The organism is Streptomyces sp. NPDC096132, from assembly GCF_044763345.1.
Classification (GTDB): domain Bacteria; phylum Actinomycetota; class Actinomycetes; order Streptomycetales; family Streptomycetaceae; genus Streptomyces.
Genome location: NZ_JBIWGA010000001.1, coordinates 880,595 through 897,275 on the forward strand (window position 1 = coordinate 880,595; position 16,681 = coordinate 897,275).

A 16,681-nucleotide genomic window follows, 5' to 3' on the forward strand; every position below is an offset into this window, starting at 1 on the left:
GTGCCGAGGCGCTACAGCGAGCGGGCCGCCTCCAGTACGGCGGTCAGCGAGGCCACCGTGACCTCGCAGCCCGCCTCGCGCAGACGCTGCTCCACCGTGGGATTGCGGGCGAGGCCGATGAAACGCAGGCCCACCTGCTGGGCGGCGGTCAGCTCGGCGACCGTGGAGCCGATCAGGACACCCGTGCCGGCGGGGGCGCCCTGCGGGCGCAGGGCGCGCAGCAGACAGTCGGGATGCGGCATCAGCCGGCCCAGGTCGTCGGCACGGCCGTGCACACCCGCGAGCAGCGGGAGCCGATGGGACTCCAGATGCCGGTGGACGGCCCGCTCGCAGACGTCCGTGGCGACTCCCACCCGACGGCCCGCGGCGTGCAGGGCACGGACGAGGGCGACCGAGTGGTGGGTCGTCGGCGCGTCCGGTACGGCCCCCAGCTCCACCTCGTCCAGACGTTCCCGCAGGAGCGGCCCGATCCGGTCGCGCGCGAAGGCCCGCAGCACGTCCAGCGGATGCACGAACAGCTCCCGCACCGCGCCCGCGTCCCCCGGCGGACGGCCGGCCAGCGCGTCCTCGGGGTCACGGTGCTCGGCGACCACGGCGAGCAGCTCCAGGGCGGCCGCACGCGCGCTCGTCGCCGTGAACAGCCGGGTCAGCGGGCCGTCGAAGCCGAACAGCACGGTCTCGGCGTCCCCGAGCAGCTCCGACAGCGGCCGGCCGGACGGTCCCGGCCGGCGTACCTCGGGCGGTGGGGCGTAGTCCGGCGCGAGGGCGGCCGTGCAGGTCACCGCGAGACCGGGCACCGGCCACCTGCCGAGCTGGCTGTTGACGGCCCGTTGGGCGCCCGCGGGCCTGCGGACGGAGTGATGCCGGGTGATCACGGCCGCCGCCTCCCGGAAGTGGTCCGCCAGCCGCTCGCCGACCCGCTCGACCTCCGCCCGCGCGAACGCGACGGGATCCACGACCTGCCAGGACAGCTCGACGGCGGCGGTGAAGTCGCCCTTGCCGGAACTGGGCAGGGACGCCTGGAGGCCGGACCGCTGCGGGGTGAGGTCGACCTCGTAGTACGTCACGGGGCGGGGCGGGGCGCCGCCGTACGGGTCGGCCGGGTTGAGGAGCGTGAGCGGGCCCTCGGGACGGGTGTGCACCACGGCGGTGCGGCCGGGGGCGGGGATGCCGAGCCGGGCCAGGTCGGGGGTGACGAGGGGACCCTTCACCAGGTCCCGCCGCTCGGGCCCGGGGTGGTACCAGGCGGAGGGCGCGTTCCCGTCCCCGTACAGCGGATGGAAGCGGTGCGGGCCGACGGCGGCGGAACTCGCGATGAAGCTGTCGTACAGGGCCGGGGAGACGACGATCAGCATGCGGGCGTCGCTGCTCATCGTCTGCCGGGCGGGAATCCCGAACGCCACGAGCAGCCGCGGCGGTTCGGCGAGCGTGGCCCAGTGGCCCGGCAGCCAGCGCAGGGCCGCCACCAGGACGGGCAGCAGGTCGACGGCGTCGGGGACACGGACAACGTAGCCGTTCGGGCGGACGTCGACCTCGTACTGCTGGGGGGTGAGGGCGCCCCGGGAGAGGACCTGGTGGACCGCGTACTCGAGGGTGATACGGCTTTCGGGGTGGGTGGAGAGGTCGGTGTCGGTCTGGAGGACGAGCGTGGGAGTCGTGTTCCGCCCGCCGATCACCTCCCGTGCGTCACCCCCGCCGAGCCGCCGTACCGTCTCCTCGTCCACCGTGGCGAACAGCGGTCCCGCGCCGTCGCTCTCGCCGCCGCCCGCCTCCGCGCGGAACTCGCCCGCCGTCAGCCCCGCCCGTGCGCCGATCAACCCGCCGATCCGCTCCAGGAGTTCACGGGTGCGGCCGCGGGCCGAACGGGGCAGGGTGCGCAGGAGCAGGTTGCGTACGCCTGGGCGGAAGTCGTAGGAGCCGGGTGGGCCGGGGACGGCGGTGAGCATGCCGCTGAGGATGACCTCGGCGAGGTGCTGCGGGCGGGGATCGTGGTCCACTGCGCGCTGGACCAGGCGCATCACGGGCACCGACGGCACGGCCAGCGCCAGATGCCCGGCCAGCCGGAAGGCCTCCGGGGACGCGGTGGCGCGGAAGCGCAGCACGAGGTCCTGGGCGGGGAGGGCGGCGGGGGAGGGGGCCGGTGCGGTGGGGAGCGGTGCCGGTGGCAGCCAGGCCGCCGCGCCCGGGGTGTGGGCACCGCCCGGGGACGCCACCAGCGCCGCCCAGTGGGCGAGCCACGGCGCGCCGGGTTCGAGGACCGGCAGGGGCAGGGCCGAGCCGGGCGGGGGCGCGGCCTCGGGGTCGTGGGGGATGAAGGCGAGCGCGGTGAGCGGGGCCGCCGCGGCCGGCGCGGCCAGGACGCCGGGCTCGGCCGGCAGCGCCGTCGTCGGCCACAGGTGCTCCGGCAGCGGCTGTACGACGGCCAGCGGCATCCGCGCCGCCCAGTGCCGCAGGGTGCGGTACCAGCGCTCGCCCGCCGGGCCGGGGCGCCACTGCGGCCCCATGCAGTCGCTGACGACGAGCGTGACGGTACGGCCGTCGCCCGGGTCGGGGACGTGCCGGGCACCGCCGTCGGGGCCGGCCGGGTGCAGGGTGACCGTGCGAAAGACGCCCGACTGGGCCAGCACGGTGTGCAGTTCACGGACGAGGGGACGCCAGACCGGCATCGTCGGGCCCGTGTCGTGGACCAGGTTCAGGCGCAGCCAGCGGTCGCGGGCGGGACGCAGGACGGGCAGCCAGACGTCCGGGTGCGCGCCGAGCCGGGCGATGCGGTCGGCCGTCGCACGCTCGTCGAGAAGCCGGGCGCGGGCCGCCGGCACCGTGCGCTTCAGCGGGCGCAGGGCACGCTGGAGGGCGAGGGGGTGGGGGAGCATCGGGGGCGCGGGGGCGAGGAGCGGGGTGCGCGTGGCTCCGCCGGTCGGGCCGGTGGGGCCGGTCGGGTCGGTGGGGCCGGTCGGGTCGGTCGGGTCGGTTTCTGTCGGCGTCGGCACCGGCGCGGGCGGTGGAGAGGGGGTGGGGAGGTGGAGCGGGACGCGGTCGGTGGGGGTGGGCGGGGTTGCCGGGGGCTCGTGCTCCGCCGGGGGCGCGACCGGGGCGGGGGGCGCCGGCACGGCCGGGTCCCCGGTGGCTTTCGCGCTCTCCTTCCCGTCCCCCAGCCTCTGCGCCAGCCACAGCAGTTCCGCCAGTTCGCGCGCCGTCGGCGGGGTGTTCGCCGCGGCTGTCAGCAGCGCGGTCAGCCGATCGAGGGCCGCCGTGTCGCCGCCCGGTGTCTCCTCAGAAGCCATCGCCGTCCGCCGTGGCGCTCAGGTACGGCATCAACTGCTCCGCCAGCGCGTCGCGGGAGTCGGCGTCAAGGCCCGCGACTCCGGTGAGGTAGAGGGCGTTCAGCAGCTGGTCGGTGGCGAGTTCGCCGTCGGCCGCGCGGGTCAGGAAGCGGTTGATGAGGTGTTCCGCCTCGCCGGGCGGGGTGTCCAGATGGGCGCGGACGATCTCGGTGAGCTGCTCGCGGCCGGGGCGGCGCAGCTTCAGACGGACGCAGCGGCGCAGGAAGGCGGGCGGGAACTCGCGCTCGCCGTTGCTGGTCAGCACGACGAACGGGAAGGCGCGGCAGCGGACCCGGCCCCGGGTGACGGTGACCGGGGTGTCGGTGCCGTCGGCGAGGACCTCGGCGGTGGCGTCCGCGGCGGAGTGGCGGGCGGCGCGCATCAGTTCGGGGATCTCGTACTGGCCCTCCTCCAGGACGTTCAGCAGGTCGTTGGGCAGGTCGAGGTCGCTCTTGTCGATCTCGTCGACCAGGAGGGCGCGGGGACGGCCGTAGGGGAGCAGGGCGGTGCCGAGGGGGCCGAGGCGCAGGTGGTCCTCGACGTCGCCGCCCGGCACGCCCTGCGGTGCCCGTGCCGCCTGCCGGGCCGCGTACAGCCGGGACAGCGGGTCGTACTGGTAGAGCCCGTCGGCGAGGGTGGAGCGGCTGGTGATGTTCCAGCGCAGCACCGGGCCCAGGCCCAGTTCGCGGGCGACCGCGTAGGCGAGGGAGGACTTGCCGGTGCCGGGCGGGCCGGTGACCAGCAGCGGGCGGCGCAGCACGAGGGCCGCGTTGACGAGCTGGACGCTCTCCGGGGTGGCGACGTACGTACGGGCGCGGTGGACGCGGTCGGGGGAGACGGCGGCCTCGTCGTCGGCGTCGTGCGGCGCGGGCAGCACGGGTTCGCCGTCGAATGCCCGCCAGGGCGGCGGCGCGGGCAGCCGGTCGATGCCGTCGTGCGGCTCGCTGTTCCCGGTGTAGACGGTCCAGTGGGGCATGGTTCTCCGAACTCGGCGTGACTCGGCGTACGTCGGTGTGGGGCGGTGTAGGTCGGCGTGGGCGGGCGTGGGTCGGTGTGGGCGGTGTACGTCGGCGTAGGCGGGGCGTGCGGCGGGGTAAAACGGCGTGGGGGGCGTAACTCGGCGTGGGGCGTAAGTCGGTGTGGGGCGGCTCAGGCGACAGGGGAGTGGGCGTGGGCGGGGGTGCCGCCGTGCGGGTCGGTGAAGACGCGGGGGTCGTCCCACAGCAGCTGGATGTCCCGGGCCCAGTGCCCGTCCTCCGCGTCGGCCTCCTCGCGGAGCGCCAGGACCTGCCGGGGGAGTTCGGCGGGCGGCACGCCGGACACACAGGCGTCGAGCTCGTCCAGGAACGTCTTGCCGGCGCAGCCGTCCCCGCCCGCGCAGGCCTCCTCGGGGCCGGTCGCGCAGCCGCCGCGCGACCAGATGACCACGGGGGCGGGCGCGGTGAGCGAGGTGTCGAAGTGCGGGCGGGTGCGCGGCGCCGCCGGGGCGGTGGCGAAGCCGGCGAGACAGGCGTCGGGCCTGCGCAGCCGCATGCGCAGCCGCGCGGGTTCCTCGGGACTCCCGCACTCCACGCGGTGCACCCGCGCCCCCGGCAGGGTGTCGAGCCGCTTCCAGGCGCGGGTCAGCTGATGCCGCGCGCCGGCTCTCAGCCGTGCCTGGTCGGTGACGACGAGCGGGTACACCGACCCGAGCGGGGTGTCGTCGTCGGGGGCGCTCGCCCAGCGGTCCACCGGCAGGTCGATCCAGTCCCGGGGCAGCGCGAACGCGATCAACTCGTCGCAGCCGGGCGTCAGATAGCGGAACGCGGCCTCGATCCGGTCCTGCACATAGGCGCGCACCCGGGCCTGCGGGACGGTGTCGGAGCCGACCGGATGCCTACGGCCCCCGCTGTACGCGGACACCTCGACGAGGACCTGCCCGTCGCCGGCGCCGCTGTGCTGGAGGTCGACGAGGATCGGCGACCACTCGGGGGCGTCGGACGCCTCCACGGACGCCTGGAACAGGGCTTCGAGCCGGTCCGCGAACCGGGCCACGGTCGCCGCCGCGTCCGCCCCGTCGATCTCGCACAGCACGAACAGCGCCGCCGACCACAGCGACTCGAAGCCCTCCTCGGGCGGGAGCGGGTCCAGCGGTCCGGCCGCGGCCGTGTAGAGCCGTACGGGATCGCAGTCCAGGCCCGCGCGCACGGCCCGCTCGACGAGGGCGCGCAGCCGGGCGCGGTCGGCACTGCGGTGGTCGGAGGTGGGCACCAGGCCCTCCAGGTCCGGCCAGTAGCGGGCCATGACCTCGGTGGGCATCATCCGCCCGTTGTGCACCCCCTGCGCGCCCGCGGCCGCGGTGACCATGCCGACGACCTCGCCGGTGTCCGCGAGGGTGACCGCGGCGCCGCTGAAGCCCGGCGCGAGCGGCTGGCCGCCCGGCTGCCAGGCCTCCAGCTGGATCCACTCGCGGTTGAGCAACTGGGTGGCGGTGATGCGGTACTCGGCGAGCGTGCCCTCGTCGAAGCCGACCGGGAAGCCGTACACGACGAGCTTGCGGGGCCGGTCGGCGCGTTGCCCGTGCGCCGCGTCGACGGGGGCGAGCGCGGCCGGCGCGATCGGGACGTCGTACGCCAGTTCCAGTACGGCGAGGTCGCCGAGGTCGGTCGGGCCGCCGCCCCAGCCGCCGTCGGCGATCACCCGGGCCGGTACGGCGGGGGAGCCGGGCCGCTCGGTGAACGTCACCGTCAGCGCGTCCGCCGCACCGCCCTGCCGCACCACATGGGCGCAGGTCAGCACCTTGCGCGGGGTGATGAGGAAGCCGGCCCCGGCGACCTGGCCGGCGCTCTCGATCCGGGCGTGCCACTCGGCGCTGTTCATGAGGCGGCGGTGGGCTCCGGGCCCTGGGCGGGGGAGGGGGACCACGACAGCTTCACCACCAGGTGGCCCTCCGCGGTGCCCTTGGCGATGATGGCGCCCGTCTCCGCGGAGAGCTTCACGCCGAACTCGATCTCCACCCCGTCCGGCCGTAACGTGCCGTCCCGGAACACCCGCAGCGCCGACTCGGCCGCCGCGCGGACCCCTTCGAGGGCGCCCTCGAAGGTACGGGCCGCCTGGACCGTGCCGTCCCCGCGGGCCACCAGCCGCGACCCGGGCCGCCCTTCGGCGGCCGCCTCGACGGAGACCACGGCCCCGTCGTCGGTCCTGAACTCCACCAGTCCGTCCACGCGCCCCCGTGGCCCCTTCCCTCGGACCCGGATCCGGTTCCGGGCCGTGCGGCTCTGTGCGTCCCCATTGTTACGGACGGTACTCGGGATTGTCCTGTTCCTCCCGCCGTTTTCACGGCGTCCGCCGATCGTCTGTCCGGATCACCCCCAGTTCGGCCAAGTCCTGTGGTCGGATGCGGAGTTGGTCGGCCGTCGCCGCCACCTCCCGCGGCGGGCGTTTGAGGATCGCGGCGGCCGCCTCGGGGGCGATGACCGAGAAGTAGCTGTCCGGTGCGGCCCAGGTGCGGCCGGGCGCGGCCAGGGCGAGCGCCCCGCCGGAGCCGCCCTCGCCGATCACCAGCGTGGTGATCGGCGTCCGGGCGGTGGCGACCGCGCCGAACAGCTCCGCGATCGCGGCGCCCGCGCCCTGCCGTTCGGCTTCGGCGTCGTTGGCCGCGCCCGGGGTGTCCACCAGGGTGAGCACCGGGATGCCGAGCCGGTCCGCGAGCCGGATCAGCCGGGTGGCCGTGCGGTTCCCGGCGGGCCGGGTGGCGGCCCCGGTCTGCGCGGCGTACGCGACCGTACGGCCCTGACGGTCCCCGAAGCCGCACAGCATCCCGTCGGGATCGGTGCCGCCGCAGCGGTCGCCGGAGATCGCGAGGCGGTGGGTGAAGTAGGCGTCCAAGTAGCGTGCGGCGCGGGGCCTTCGGGGCGAGCGGGCGCGTCGTACGGCGTCCCACCCGGAGGCCGGGAGGTCCGTCGCGCCGAGCGGCTCCGGCACCGGGGCGGGCTCCGCCGAGGTCCCGGTCAGCAGGCGCAGCCACCGCCCCAGCGTCTCCCGCAGCTCCTCGGGCCGTACGACGGCGTCCGCGGCCCCCGCCGCGACCTGCGCCTCGGCCGTGTACGCGGCCGGATCGGCGTCCGCCGGCCGCACCCGTGACCCGGCGAACCCCACCTGCGCGCCGGGCAGCGCGAGGACGACGTCGGCGCCGGCGCCGAGCGTGGCCCATCCTCCGCCGGTCGTCGGATCCCGCGCCACCGCGAGCTGCGGCAGCCCGGCCTGCCTGGTCAGCGCCGACTGCCGTGCGACCCGCTGGAGTTGGGTGAGGGCGAGCATGCCCTCCTGCATCCGGCTGCCGCCCGTGGCGACCAACGGGACGACCGGCAGCCGGTGTTCACGGGCGTGAGTGTACGCCGCCGCCAGCCGGTCGCCGGTGCGCTCGCCGAGTGAGCCGCCGAGGAACCCGAACTCGAAGGCGATCAGCACCGCTTGCGTGCCCTCGACGCTCGCGGTGCCGCAGACGACGGACTCCGTCTCGCCGGTGCGTTCGGCGGCGCGGGCGCGGGAGAGGTCGTAGCCGGGCCAGGCGAGCGGACCGTCGGGAGTGAAGTCCCTTGCCGGGTGGGGGAGTTCGATGAAGGAGGCGGGGTCGGCGACGAGGGCGACGACCTCCCGTGCGCTCGCGCGTCCCGTCATGACGACAGGGCCCGCTTCATGATCTTCCCCATGTCGTTGCGGGGCAGCGCGTCGAGGTACCGCACCACGCGGGGCCGCTTGTGGGGCGCGAGCCGGCGGGCGACATGGTCGGCCAGCTCACCGCTCCCGGGCGGGGACTGCGGATCCACCGGGACGACCCAGGCGACGATCCGCTCACCGAGGTCCGCGTCCGGCTCCCCGGTGACGGCGGCCTCGCGCACCCCCGGATGCTCCAGCAGCGCGTTCTCGATCTCCCCGGCGCCGATCTTGTACCCGCCGCTCTTGATGAGGTCGGTGGCCTTGCGCCCGACGATCCGTACATACCCGTCCGGATCGAGCACGGCCACGTCACCCGTCCGGAACCAGCCGTCGGCGGTGAACGCGCCGGCGGTCGCGTCGGGCCGGTTGAGGTACTCGGTGAACAGGTTGGGCCCCCGCACCTGGATCTCCCCGACGGTCTCCCCGTCGTACGCCGTGACGACCGCCCCGTCCTCCTCCACGAGCCGCAGCTCCACACCCGGCAGCGGCACCCCGACGGTCCCGGCCCGCGCCTCCCCGTCGGCCCGCACGGAGGTGTTCATCAGCGTCTCCGTCATGCCGTACCGCTCGATCACCCGCCGTCCGGTGGCCGCCGCGATCCGCTCGTGGTCGTGCACGGGCAGCGCGGCCGAACCCGACACCAGCAGCCGCGCCCCCGAGAGCGCCTTGACCAGCTCGGGATCGCCGGGAAGCGCCTCGGCGACGCGGTGGTACATCGTCGGCACCCCGAACAGCATGCTCGCGCCGCCGTTCAGCTCCCGGGCGACGCCCTCCGTGCTGAACCGTCCGAGGTGCCGTACGGATCCACCGCGCCGCAGCGGCCCGAGCACGCCCAGCACGAGCCCGTGCACATGGAACAGGGGCAGCCCGTGCACCAGCACGTCCTCGCCGGTCCACTGCCAGGCGTCGGCGAGGGCGTCCAGGGTGGCGGCGACGGCGCGCCGCGGGATCACCGCGCCCTTGGGCGGGCCGGTGGTGCCGGAGGTGTAGACGACGAGGGCGGGGTCCTCGTCGGCCACGGGCTCCGGGGACGGGGCCCCGGTGCCGTGCGCGTCGACGTCGACACGCTCCAACCCGTCGAGGGCGGGGGGAAGTTCGTCGCCCGGAGCGGCGAGGACGATCCCGGGGGCGCTGTCCCGGAGGATGTGCCCGAGCTCCTTCTCCCCCGACTTCGGGTTGAGCGGCACGGCGGCGGCCCCGGCGAGCAGCACCCCCACCACCGCCACGGCGGTCTCCAGGGCCGGCGTGGCCCACACGGCCACCCTCCCCGCCCCCCGCACCCGCTCCCCGACGGCCCCGGCCGCCGCCGCGAGCTCCGCGTAGCTCAGGGCCCGCTCACCGAACCGCAGCGCCACCCGCTCGGAGGGATCGTCCGTGAGGGCCGGGAAGAGAGAGGACACGCGGACGCTCCTTGGGCTGGTGGCCGTGCCGCCGATGGCTACCGGCGGCCGTGCCACCGATCCTGCCCCGGGGCGGGCCGCCTCGACCATGTGAGGAAGGTCAAGCGGCCCGTGCCGGTTGCTAGCCTTCCGGAGATCGAACATCGGACATGCGTACGAAGATGGAGTCGCCGTGCCCCGCATCGCCCTCGTCACCTGTCGGCCCGGACCCGAGGTCGCCGTCGACCGCGACCTGCCCGGGCTGGTGGAGGCGCTGCGGGACGCGGGGGCGGACGCGGAGGCCGTCGTCTGGGACGATCCGGACGTCGACTGGGCGGACCACGACCTCGCCGTGATCCGCTCCACCTGGGACTACAGCTGGCGCGCGGCCGAGTTCACGGCCTGGGCGCAGAAGACCGGCGCGGTCACCCGGCTGGCCAACCCGGCCGAGGTCATCCGCTGGAACAGCGACAAGCGCTACCTCGGGGAACTCGCGGCCGCCGGAGTGCCGACCGTCCCCACGCGCTACCTCGCGCCCGGCGATCCGGCCGATCTGCCCGACGGCCACGAGTACGTCGTGAAGCCGACCTCCGGCGCGGGCGCCCGCTTCGCCGCCCGCTACACGCCCGACGAGCGCGACATCGCCGTACGGCAGCTCGCGCGGATGCACGCGGAGGGCTTCACCGCGATGGTGCAGCCCTACGTGCGGGGCATCGACGTGAGCGGCGAGCGGGCGCTGCAGTTCTTCGACGGCCGTCTGCTGCACGCCAGCCGCAAGGGTGCCGTCCTCGCGCCCGGCACGCCGTACGACGAGCGCAAGGTGGCCCACCCGGGCCTGGAGCCCTGGCAGCCGACGGACGCCGAAATCGCCGTGGCCGAACAGGCCCTGGCGGCCGTGCCGAGGGCCCTCCTGATGGATCTCCGTGGGAGAAGGAGCGGCGTTCGGTGCGTGCGATCGGCGTGCAATGTGGAGGGTCATGTGGCGGAGCCACCTGGCCCTCCACACCGTGCGGCGAGCGTGCGTGCCGGGCGTCGCGACGCCGCGGAGATCCATCAGGAGGGCCCTAAGGCTCCCGAGCTGCTCTACGCGCGCGTGGACCTCGTGGACGGCGACGACGGGCGGCCGCGGGTGATGGAACTGGAGCTGGTCGAACCGAACCTGTTCCTGTCCCTGCACACCGGGTCGGTGGCGGGGGTCGTGGCGGGGATCCTCAGAAGTGCCCGGGCAGCAGACCGTTCCCGTCCCTGACCACTGTCCGCTGCAGCAGCCCCCAGGTGAACTCGGCGATCACCTCCCGGGGCACCCCCAGGGCGTCCGGCGCCGTGAACGCCAGCGCCCAGCGGGTCGGGGCCGTGCCCTCCAGGGGGCGGGCCGGGGCGAAGGCGCGGGCGACCTCGTCGACCGTGCTGGACCAGGCGGTGAGATCGTCCAGGGTCCGCAGATCGGGGGCCGGCCTTCCCGGCGCGCGGACCAGCCACTCGTTCCAGACGCCGCCGCCCGGCGCGAGCAGCACCTCGAAGCGGAGTTCGGGCCAGACGGGGATCGGCCAGAGCCAGGCCTCGCAGTCCAGGTCACCGACGCGGCGGGCGGTTCTGGACTCGGGTTCACCGAGGACCGAGCGATAGCGGGAGAGGGCGCCCCGCGCGTGCGGGGAGTGGACCATGGCCTGCCAGCGTTTGTTGGCCTCCCGCATCTGCGCGAGGGACACACCCAGGGCGTGGCGGGTGTCCTCCACCAGATCCGGGTTGTGGTCGGCCATACGGCGCAGCAGCACGAGTTGGAAGTCGGAGACCGTGAAGGTGCCGGCAAGGCGTTTCGGGGTCGGCATGCCCCCATCCTGGCCCACCGCGCCCCGCGCGGCGTACGGTCCTGCGTTTCAGGACCATTGCCCGTGGGGGCGGCTTGTGCGAGCCTGTGTTCGTCATGCCGATCGCCTGTTGAAATTTCGAACGCAGGCCAGGGACGAACAGGGAGGGGGCCGGTCGTGGGACGCCTCGTACCAGCCGTGACCCGAGCTCTCGACATTCTCGAGCTCTTCCTCGACGGGGACGGGACGTTCTCCGCACCCGACATCGTGCGCAAGCTCCAGCTGCCGCGCACCACCGTGCACGAGCTGGTCACGACGCTCGCCGCGCGCTCCTACATCGTCCCCGTACCCGGACAGCCCGGACGCTACCGCCTGGGTGTCCGTCCGTACCAGCTCGGCAGCCGCTACGCCGAGCAGCTCGACCTCGCCGCCGAGGGTCAGCAGGTCGCCCGCACCGTCGCCGAGACGTGTGACGAGACGGTCCACGTGGCGATCCTCGAGGGCACGGACGTCATCTACATCGCCAAGGTCGACTCCACCCACGCGGTGCGCATGGTCTCGGCCGCCGGCCGGCGCCTCCCCGCCCACTGCACCTCCGTCGGCAAGATGCTGCTGGCCTCCCTCCCGGAGCCGGAGCTCACCGCCCGCATCCCCGACGACGCCGACCTCGTCCGGATGACCCCGAACAGCATCACCGAGCCCGCCGCCCTGCGCGAGGCGCTCGCGGAGATCCGGGAGCGGGGCATCGCCGTCGAGAGCCGGGAGTCCAACCCGGACGTCAGCTGCGTGGCCGCCCCCGTCCGCGACCGCACCGGCCAGGTCGTCGCCGCGCTCTCCATCTCCGTCCCCATGATCCGCTGGAGCGACGAGCGCCGCGCCGAACTGGAGCAGCTCGCCGCGAAGGGCGCCGCCGAACTGTCGGAACTCCTGGGCTACCGGAGCGTGGCATGAGCACCTCCTACGACGTGGCGGTACGGGCCGAGGCGACCCTCGGCGAGGGCCCCACCTGGGACGCGGCTACCGGCCGCCTCCTGTGGATCGACATCCTGGGCGCCCGTCTGCACACCTACGACCCCGCGACCGGCCGCCGCACGGTCCGGGTCACCGACCAGCACGTGGGCGCGGCCAAGCCCCGCGCCGGGGGCGGCCTGGTCCTCAACCTCCGGGACGGCGTGGGCCTCGTGGACGCCGACGGTTCGTTCCGCTGGCTCCACCACGAGCCCGTCCCCGGCCGCCGCGCCAACGACGCCGCCGTCGCCCCCGACGGCTCCCTCTGGGCCGGCACCATGCGCTACGACGAGGCCGCCGGCGGCGGCACGCTCTCCCGCTTCGGCGGGGACGGCTCGGTCGAAGCGGTCCTGGACGACGTGACCGTCAGCAACGGCATCGGCTGGAGCCCGGACGGCACGCTGATGTACTACATCGACACTCCGACCGGCCGTATCGACGTCTTCGACCACGTGGACGGCCGGGTGTCCGGCCGCCGTCCCTTCGTCGAGATCGAGGACGGGGCCGGTTTCCCCGACGGCCTCACCGTCGACGCGGAGGGCGGTGTGTGGGTGGCGCTGTGGGACGGGGCCGCGGTACGCCGTTACACCCACACGGGTGAACTCGATCGCGTCCTCACCCTGCCCACCCCCCGGGTGACGGCCTGCGCCTTCGGCGGCCCCGACCTGACGGACCTCTACATCACCACAGCGAGGGTCGGCCTGACGGCCCCTCACCCACTGGCGGGCTCACTCCTGGTGATACCGGGCGCGGGAAAGGGCCTCGCACAACCGGCCTTCAAGGGCTGAGCCGGTCGCCCGGCCGCGGGCTGTGCTTCGGGTGCGGGCCGCCGTGGGCCGGTCGCGCAGTTCCCCGCGCCCCTTGAGGGGTTGCAGTCACGTCGGCTGTTCGCGTGCGCAGCTGCGGGCAGTTGTTCGGCCGCGGGCCGCCGTGGGCTGGTCGCGCAGTTCCCCGCGCCCCTTGGGGGTTGCAGTCACGTCGGCTGTGCGGGTCATGCCGCCTCAGCTGCGGGCAGTCGTGCCGCTGGGGCGGCACGGGTGGGCGCAGCGGCACCCGCAAGCGCGGGCGAGCGAAACCCACCCCCGCCCAGCCCCAGGGGACCCCGGCTACCGCAGCCCCGCCCGCTTGAGTTCGTCTCCGGTCAGCGGCGGGCCGGTCAGCGGGGGCTTGAGGGGGCCGACGAGGGCCGCGAGCAGGACGCCCGGCGTCACCAGGGCCTCAGGACCCCGCTCCAGAGAGGTCACGTCCGTCACCCGGCGGGCGATCCGGCCATTGCCCGTGGCGGTGTGCAGCAGGCGTCCGACGTACCCGGCCAGCAGGCGTTCCCGAAGAGTGGGACCGTTCTCGGTGGCCCCCGGATAGAACACGTCCATGCCGATGGCCAGGTCCCACGCGGCAGCGGCCGGCCGCGCGACAGCCTTCTGGACACGCCGGGACAGCCCCGGCGAGCCCAGTCCATGACGCCGTGTCACGTCCCGCAGCGCCAGCGCTCCCTGCGCGGCGGCCGACATGCCGTGCCCGTAGATCGGGTTGAGGGCGCACAGCGCGTCACCGAGGACGGCGAAGTTCTCCGGCCAGGCGGGCATCCGCTCGTAGAACAGACGCCGGTTGGCGGTCGTCCGCGTGAACGCCACCTCGCTCAGCGGCTCGGCCCGCTCGACGAGGTCGGCGATGACCGGATGCCGCAGCTCCTCGCGGGCGTAGCGGGCGAAGTCGCCCGGGTCGGCGGTCGGTTCGCCCCCACGGGACCCGAACAGTGTGACGAGCCACTGCCCGTCCTCGATGGGCAGCAGCACTCCACCCCGGCCCGGCTCCCCGGTCCTCGGGTCGGGTTGGACATTGACGACCGGGAAGGCGTGGCGTGCGGCCTCCGGCGCCCGGAAGAGCCGGCTGGCGTACGCCACCCCGGAGTCGACCTCCCGCCGCTCCGGTTCGGGCAGTCCGAGACCGGTCAGCCACCGCGCGGCCCGCGACCCACGCCCGGTGGCGTCGACGACCATGTCGGCCGACAGGACCTCCTCGCCGCCCTCACCACCCTCGCCGCCCACCCCCCGGATCCGTACGCCGGTCACCGCCGCGCCCGAGCCGGTCAGGCCCACCACCTCGGTCCGCTCCCGCACCTCGATCCGCTCGTCCGCGAGCACGGCCGCCCGTACCGTCGCGTCCAGCAGGTCGCGGCTGGCGAGCAGCATGTGGTGCGACTCGGCCCACCGCCGGTACCAGCCGTACGGCGACAGCGCGACCATGTCCGTCGTGACCGGCAGCCGGCGCACCCCGGCCGCGCGCAGCCGTTCGTCGATGTCCGGCACCAGCTCGGTCAGGGCTCGTGCGCCACCGGACCAGAGCTGGTGCGCGTGCCGGGCCTGTGGCAGACCCCTGCGCGGTGTCGGGCCGGCCGGCAGGGTGTCGCGCTCGACGAGGGTCACCCGGCCGGTGACGTCCGCCAGGGCGCGGGCGGCGAGCAGGCCGGCGAGGGAGCCACCGAGGACGACGGCGGTGGCGGTGCGGTCAGTCGTGGAACTCATGGACGTGGAACGCTGCTCTCTGCTGCGGGAGCCCGTTCGCCGGGCTCTCGTGCGGCGGCCGCGCGGGTGCGGACCGCCACCAGGTCGTCGGGGGTGCGAAGGGCCCGGGAGACGGCCCCGATCTCCCGGAGCAGGTCCGTGGTGTCGGGGTGGCCGGTGCTCTCGGCGTCGGGTGTTCGGATCTTGCGGGCGACCGCGTCCTGGATGCCCACGGCGGCGGCCAGCGCCCGCGCCCGCTCCACCGGGAAGCCCAGGTCGAGCGCGGCGGCGTACGCCCGCCGTACCTGCTCCTCGTCGATGTGCCGGGCGAGCCCGAGGAGCACGTCCCTGATGAACGTCTCCCGGCGGATCAGCCGCAGCTCGGGGGTGGCGCGCAGCGCCAGCGGGACACCGGAGCCGTGGACGGACCGCATCAGCGTGTACAGGGGCCGCAGTTCGCGGCGGGCCGTACGCACCCGCCAGCGGTCGTGCAGGTACTGGCCGGCGTGCGGGAGGATGAAGCCCGCCGCGACGAGGATGGCGGACAGACAGGCGACGGGCGGTGCCACGCCGGTGCTCATCCAGTCCAGGTCGTGACCGGTCCAACGGGCGATGACGGCGGTGAGTTTGAACGCGTCGAAGAGCAGGTTCAGGCCGTAGCCGATGCCCAGGCACACCAGACCCGAGCGCAGCCAGGCGTCGAGGCCGTCGGTGCGCACCCAGTTCCAGATCAGCCGTGAGGTGATGAGGACGGCCACGCAGTGGGCGAGGAGGTAGAGCAGGATCTCCTCGCGCATGAAGGGCGTCGTGGCGTAGTAGGTGTCGAGGTCCCGCAGCCGCTCCACGGGCGCGTCCGCGAGGAAGAACAGGACCCACAGCGCGACGATCACACCGCTGTAGGTGCAGATCACCCAGCGCATGGCGCGGCGGGTCGCGGGGGAGCGCCCGGACAGGCCGTTGCGCCAGGCGATGATCAGCAGCAGGCAGGAGCCGGCGAAGGCGGTGAGGAGCGAGTAGCACCAGGGCGCCGAGATGTTCGGCACGCCCGTGACCCGGTTGGTCCAGGCGATCGTCGACGGCGCCACGAACACGAAGACCGCGCAGGCGAGCAGCAGCAGCCCGCCCACCGCGCGCAGCAGGGGGTCCCGCCACAGCCGGATGATGGTCGGGAGCTTGATGGCCAGGGCGGCGCACAGGACGGCGGTCGGGATCCAGAAGGAGATGTAGAGCCGGCCGACCAGTCCGGCGGAGCCGGAGGCCAGGAGTTCCCCGGGGGCGGCGAGAAGGTGCGTCATCGGGCCGTGCCCCCGCGCCCGCGATAGCCCAGCGTCCGCTGCACCGGTGACGCCTCCCCGTCGGCCCCGGCCGCGCTCTCGGAGAGATAGCGCCTGAAGCGGGCCGCGAGCCGGTGGCCGAAGTCGTCGGCGTCGGCCTCGTCGGCCTCCCGGGAGCCGTTGCGGGCGGCGACGGTCAGGGCGAGGGACTCCCAGCCGCGCGGTCCGGCGAGGACGCCCGCCGCCTCGGTGCCGACGCCGTGGTGGTGGTGCCGGTGCCCGGCGTGCAGATGCCACAGCTCATGGCCCAGGATGACCAGTTGCTGCACGGCCTCGGCCCGCTCCTCCACGATGACCAGGTCGAAGTCGCGGAACTCCACCCACAGTCCGGTCACCCCGATCTCGTCGGGGAACCGCTCGAACCGCAGCTCGACGGGACGTCCGCCGCGCCGCGCGGCCATCTCCTCGCACAGCGCGCGGGACACCTCCCGCACCCCGGCCGGCCGTCGGGGCCGGGCCCGCAGCGCGGCGGCGAGCTCGCCGGCCAGCCCGCGCATGGCCGGGCCGGTCCTCGGGCGCCGCAGCGCGGAGGCGATCCGGGCCGCCGTCCCGCGCGCGCCCGCGATGTCCATCAGGTCCCGTCCCCCTTCTCACCGCCGTACGGCGCCGGTCCGCCGCCTCTCG

The 16,681-nt window shown here is 74.9% G+C and carries 13 protein-coding genes; 3 read left to right on the forward strand and 10 right to left on the reverse strand.

All coding sequences use genetic code 11. The features are described from left to right. Positions 1-11 precede the first annotated feature (11 nt). The 6 genes from ACIRF9_RS03770 to ACIRF9_RS03795 all read right to left on the reverse strand — a co-directional run bounded on the left by ACIRF9_RS03770 (position 12) and on the right by ACIRF9_RS03795 (position 9,424). The gene (locus ACIRF9_RS03770) at positions 12-3,284 is read right to left on the reverse strand and encodes an SAV_2336 N-terminal domain-related protein (RefSeq protein ID WP_403815707.1); all 3,273 of its coding nucleotides are present in this window, start codon (positions 3,282-3,284) and stop codon (positions 12-14) included. Next, a complete protein-coding gene (locus ACIRF9_RS03775) occupies positions 3,274-4,299 on the reverse strand; it encodes an AAA family ATPase (RefSeq protein WP_403815710.1) in 1,026 nt (341 codons plus the stop codon). Before ACIRF9_RS03775 ends, ACIRF9_RS03770 begins: the two co-directional genes overlap by 11 nt. Positions 4,300-4,472: 173 nt before the next feature. After that, positions 4,473-6,182 (reverse strand): trypsin-like peptidase domain-containing protein, encoded by a 1,710-nt coding sequence (locus ACIRF9_RS03780; protein ID WP_403815713.1) that lies wholly within the window; start codon positions 6,180-6,182, stop codon positions 4,473-4,475. Further along, on the reverse strand, positions 6,179-6,529 hold the full coding sequence (locus ACIRF9_RS03785; RefSeq protein WP_403815716.1) for a CU044_2847 family protein: 351 nt from the start codon (positions 6,527-6,529) through the stop codon (positions 6,179-6,181). The genes ACIRF9_RS03780 and ACIRF9_RS03785 overlap by 4 nt, the downstream gene beginning before the upstream one ends. A gap of 112 nt (positions 6,530-6,641) precedes the next feature. Next, the gene (locus tag ACIRF9_RS03790; protein WP_403815719.1) at positions 6,642-7,985 is read right to left on the reverse strand and encodes a carboxyl transferase domain-containing protein; all 1,344 of its coding nucleotides are present in this window, start codon (positions 7,983-7,985) and stop codon (positions 6,642-6,644) included. Further along, on the reverse strand, positions 7,982-9,424 hold the full coding sequence (locus tag ACIRF9_RS03795; protein ID WP_403815722.1) for an acyl-CoA synthetase: 1,443 nt from the start codon (positions 9,422-9,424) through the stop codon (positions 7,982-7,984). The genes ACIRF9_RS03790 and ACIRF9_RS03795 overlap by 4 nt, the downstream gene beginning before the upstream one ends. 172 nt (positions 9,425-9,596) lie before the next feature. Here ACIRF9_RS03795 and ACIRF9_RS03800 point away from each other — a divergent pair, with 172 nt between their 5' ends. Beyond that, positions 9,597-10,652 (forward strand): RimK family alpha-L-glutamate ligase, encoded by a 1,056-nt coding sequence (locus ACIRF9_RS03800; protein ID WP_403815724.1) that lies wholly within the window; start codon positions 9,597-9,599, stop codon positions 10,650-10,652. Here the strand turns inward: ACIRF9_RS03800 and ACIRF9_RS03805 are convergent. Continuing rightward, entirely contained in the window at positions 10,615-11,232 is a 618-nt protein-coding gene (locus tag ACIRF9_RS03805) for a hypothetical protein (RefSeq protein ID WP_403815727.1), read from the reverse strand. The genes ACIRF9_RS03800 and ACIRF9_RS03805 overlap by 38 nt on opposite strands. A 156-nt stretch (positions 11,233-11,388) precedes the next feature. Between ACIRF9_RS03805 and ACIRF9_RS03810 the strand changes: the two genes are divergently transcribed. Beyond that, a complete protein-coding gene (locus tag ACIRF9_RS03810) occupies positions 11,389-12,162 on the forward strand; it encodes an IclR family transcriptional regulator (RefSeq protein WP_403815730.1) in 774 nt (257 codons plus the stop codon). Continuing rightward, the gene (locus tag ACIRF9_RS03815) at positions 12,159-13,007 is read left to right on the forward strand and encodes an SMP-30/gluconolactonase/LRE family protein (RefSeq protein WP_403815733.1); all 849 of its coding nucleotides are present in this window, start codon (positions 12,159-12,161) and stop codon (positions 13,005-13,007) included. Before ACIRF9_RS03810 ends, ACIRF9_RS03815 begins: the two co-directional genes overlap by 4 nt. A gap of 318 nt (positions 13,008-13,325) precedes the next feature. On the opposite strand, the gene ACIRF9_RS03820 is transcribed toward ACIRF9_RS03815, so the two are convergent. The 3 genes from ACIRF9_RS03820 to ACIRF9_RS03830 are packed head-to-tail and all read right to left on the reverse strand — an operon-like array spanning position 13,326 to position 16,629. Continuing rightward, on the reverse strand, positions 13,326-14,744 hold the full coding sequence (locus tag ACIRF9_RS03820; RefSeq protein WP_403815736.1) for an NAD(P)/FAD-dependent oxidoreductase: 1,419 nt from the start codon (positions 14,742-14,744) through the stop codon (positions 13,326-13,328). Further along, the gene (locus ACIRF9_RS03825; protein WP_403815739.1) at positions 14,741-16,018 is read right to left on the reverse strand and encodes an MAB_1171c family putative transporter; all 1,278 of its coding nucleotides are present in this window, start codon (positions 16,016-16,018) and stop codon (positions 14,741-14,743) included. The genes ACIRF9_RS03820 and ACIRF9_RS03825 overlap by 4 nt, the downstream gene beginning before the upstream one ends. Beyond that, on the reverse strand, positions 16,015-16,629 hold the full coding sequence (locus tag ACIRF9_RS03830) for a toxin-antitoxin system, toxin component family protein (protein WP_403815742.1): 615 nt from the start codon (positions 16,627-16,629) through the stop codon (positions 16,015-16,017). The genes ACIRF9_RS03825 and ACIRF9_RS03830 overlap by 4 nt, the downstream gene beginning before the upstream one ends. Between the last annotated feature and the right edge of the window lie 52 nt (positions 16,630-16,681).

Bases quoted from the DNA above. Each gene is read 5' to 3' on its own strand.
- ACIRF9_RS03790 (WP_403815719.1), bottom strand. From the start codon at position 7,985: ATGACGGGACGCGCGAGCGCACGGGAGGTCGTCGCCCTCGTCGCCGAC.
- ACIRF9_RS03815 (WP_403815733.1), top strand. From the start codon at position 12,159: ATGAGCACCTCCTACGACGTGGCGGTACGGGCCGAGGCGACCCTCGGC.
- ACIRF9_RS03825 (WP_403815739.1), bottom strand. From the start codon at position 16,018: ATGACGCACCTTCTCGCCGCCCCCGGGGAACTCCTGGCCTCCGGCTCC.
- ACIRF9_RS03775 (WP_403815710.1), bottom strand. From the start codon at position 4,299: ATGCCCCACTGGACCGTCTACACCGGGAACAGCGAGCCGCACGACGGC.
- ACIRF9_RS03780 (WP_403815713.1), bottom strand. From the start codon at position 6,182: ATGAACAGCGCCGAGTGGCACGCCCGGATCGAGAGCGCCGGCCAGGTC.
- ACIRF9_RS03770 (WP_403815707.1), bottom strand. From the start codon at position 3,284: ATGGCTTCTGAGGAGACACCGGGCGGCGACACGGCGGCCCTCGATCGG.
- ACIRF9_RS03820 (WP_403815736.1), bottom strand. From the start codon at position 14,744: ATGAGTTCCACGACTGACCGCACCGCCACCGCCGTCGTCCTCGGTGGC.
- ACIRF9_RS03830 (WP_403815742.1), bottom strand. From the start codon at position 16,629: ATGGACATCGCGGGCGCGCGCGGGACGGCGGCCCGGATCGCCTCCGCG.
- ACIRF9_RS03805 (WP_403815727.1), bottom strand. From the start codon at position 11,232: ATGCCGACCCCGAAACGCCTTGCCGGCACCTTCACGGTCTCCGACTTC.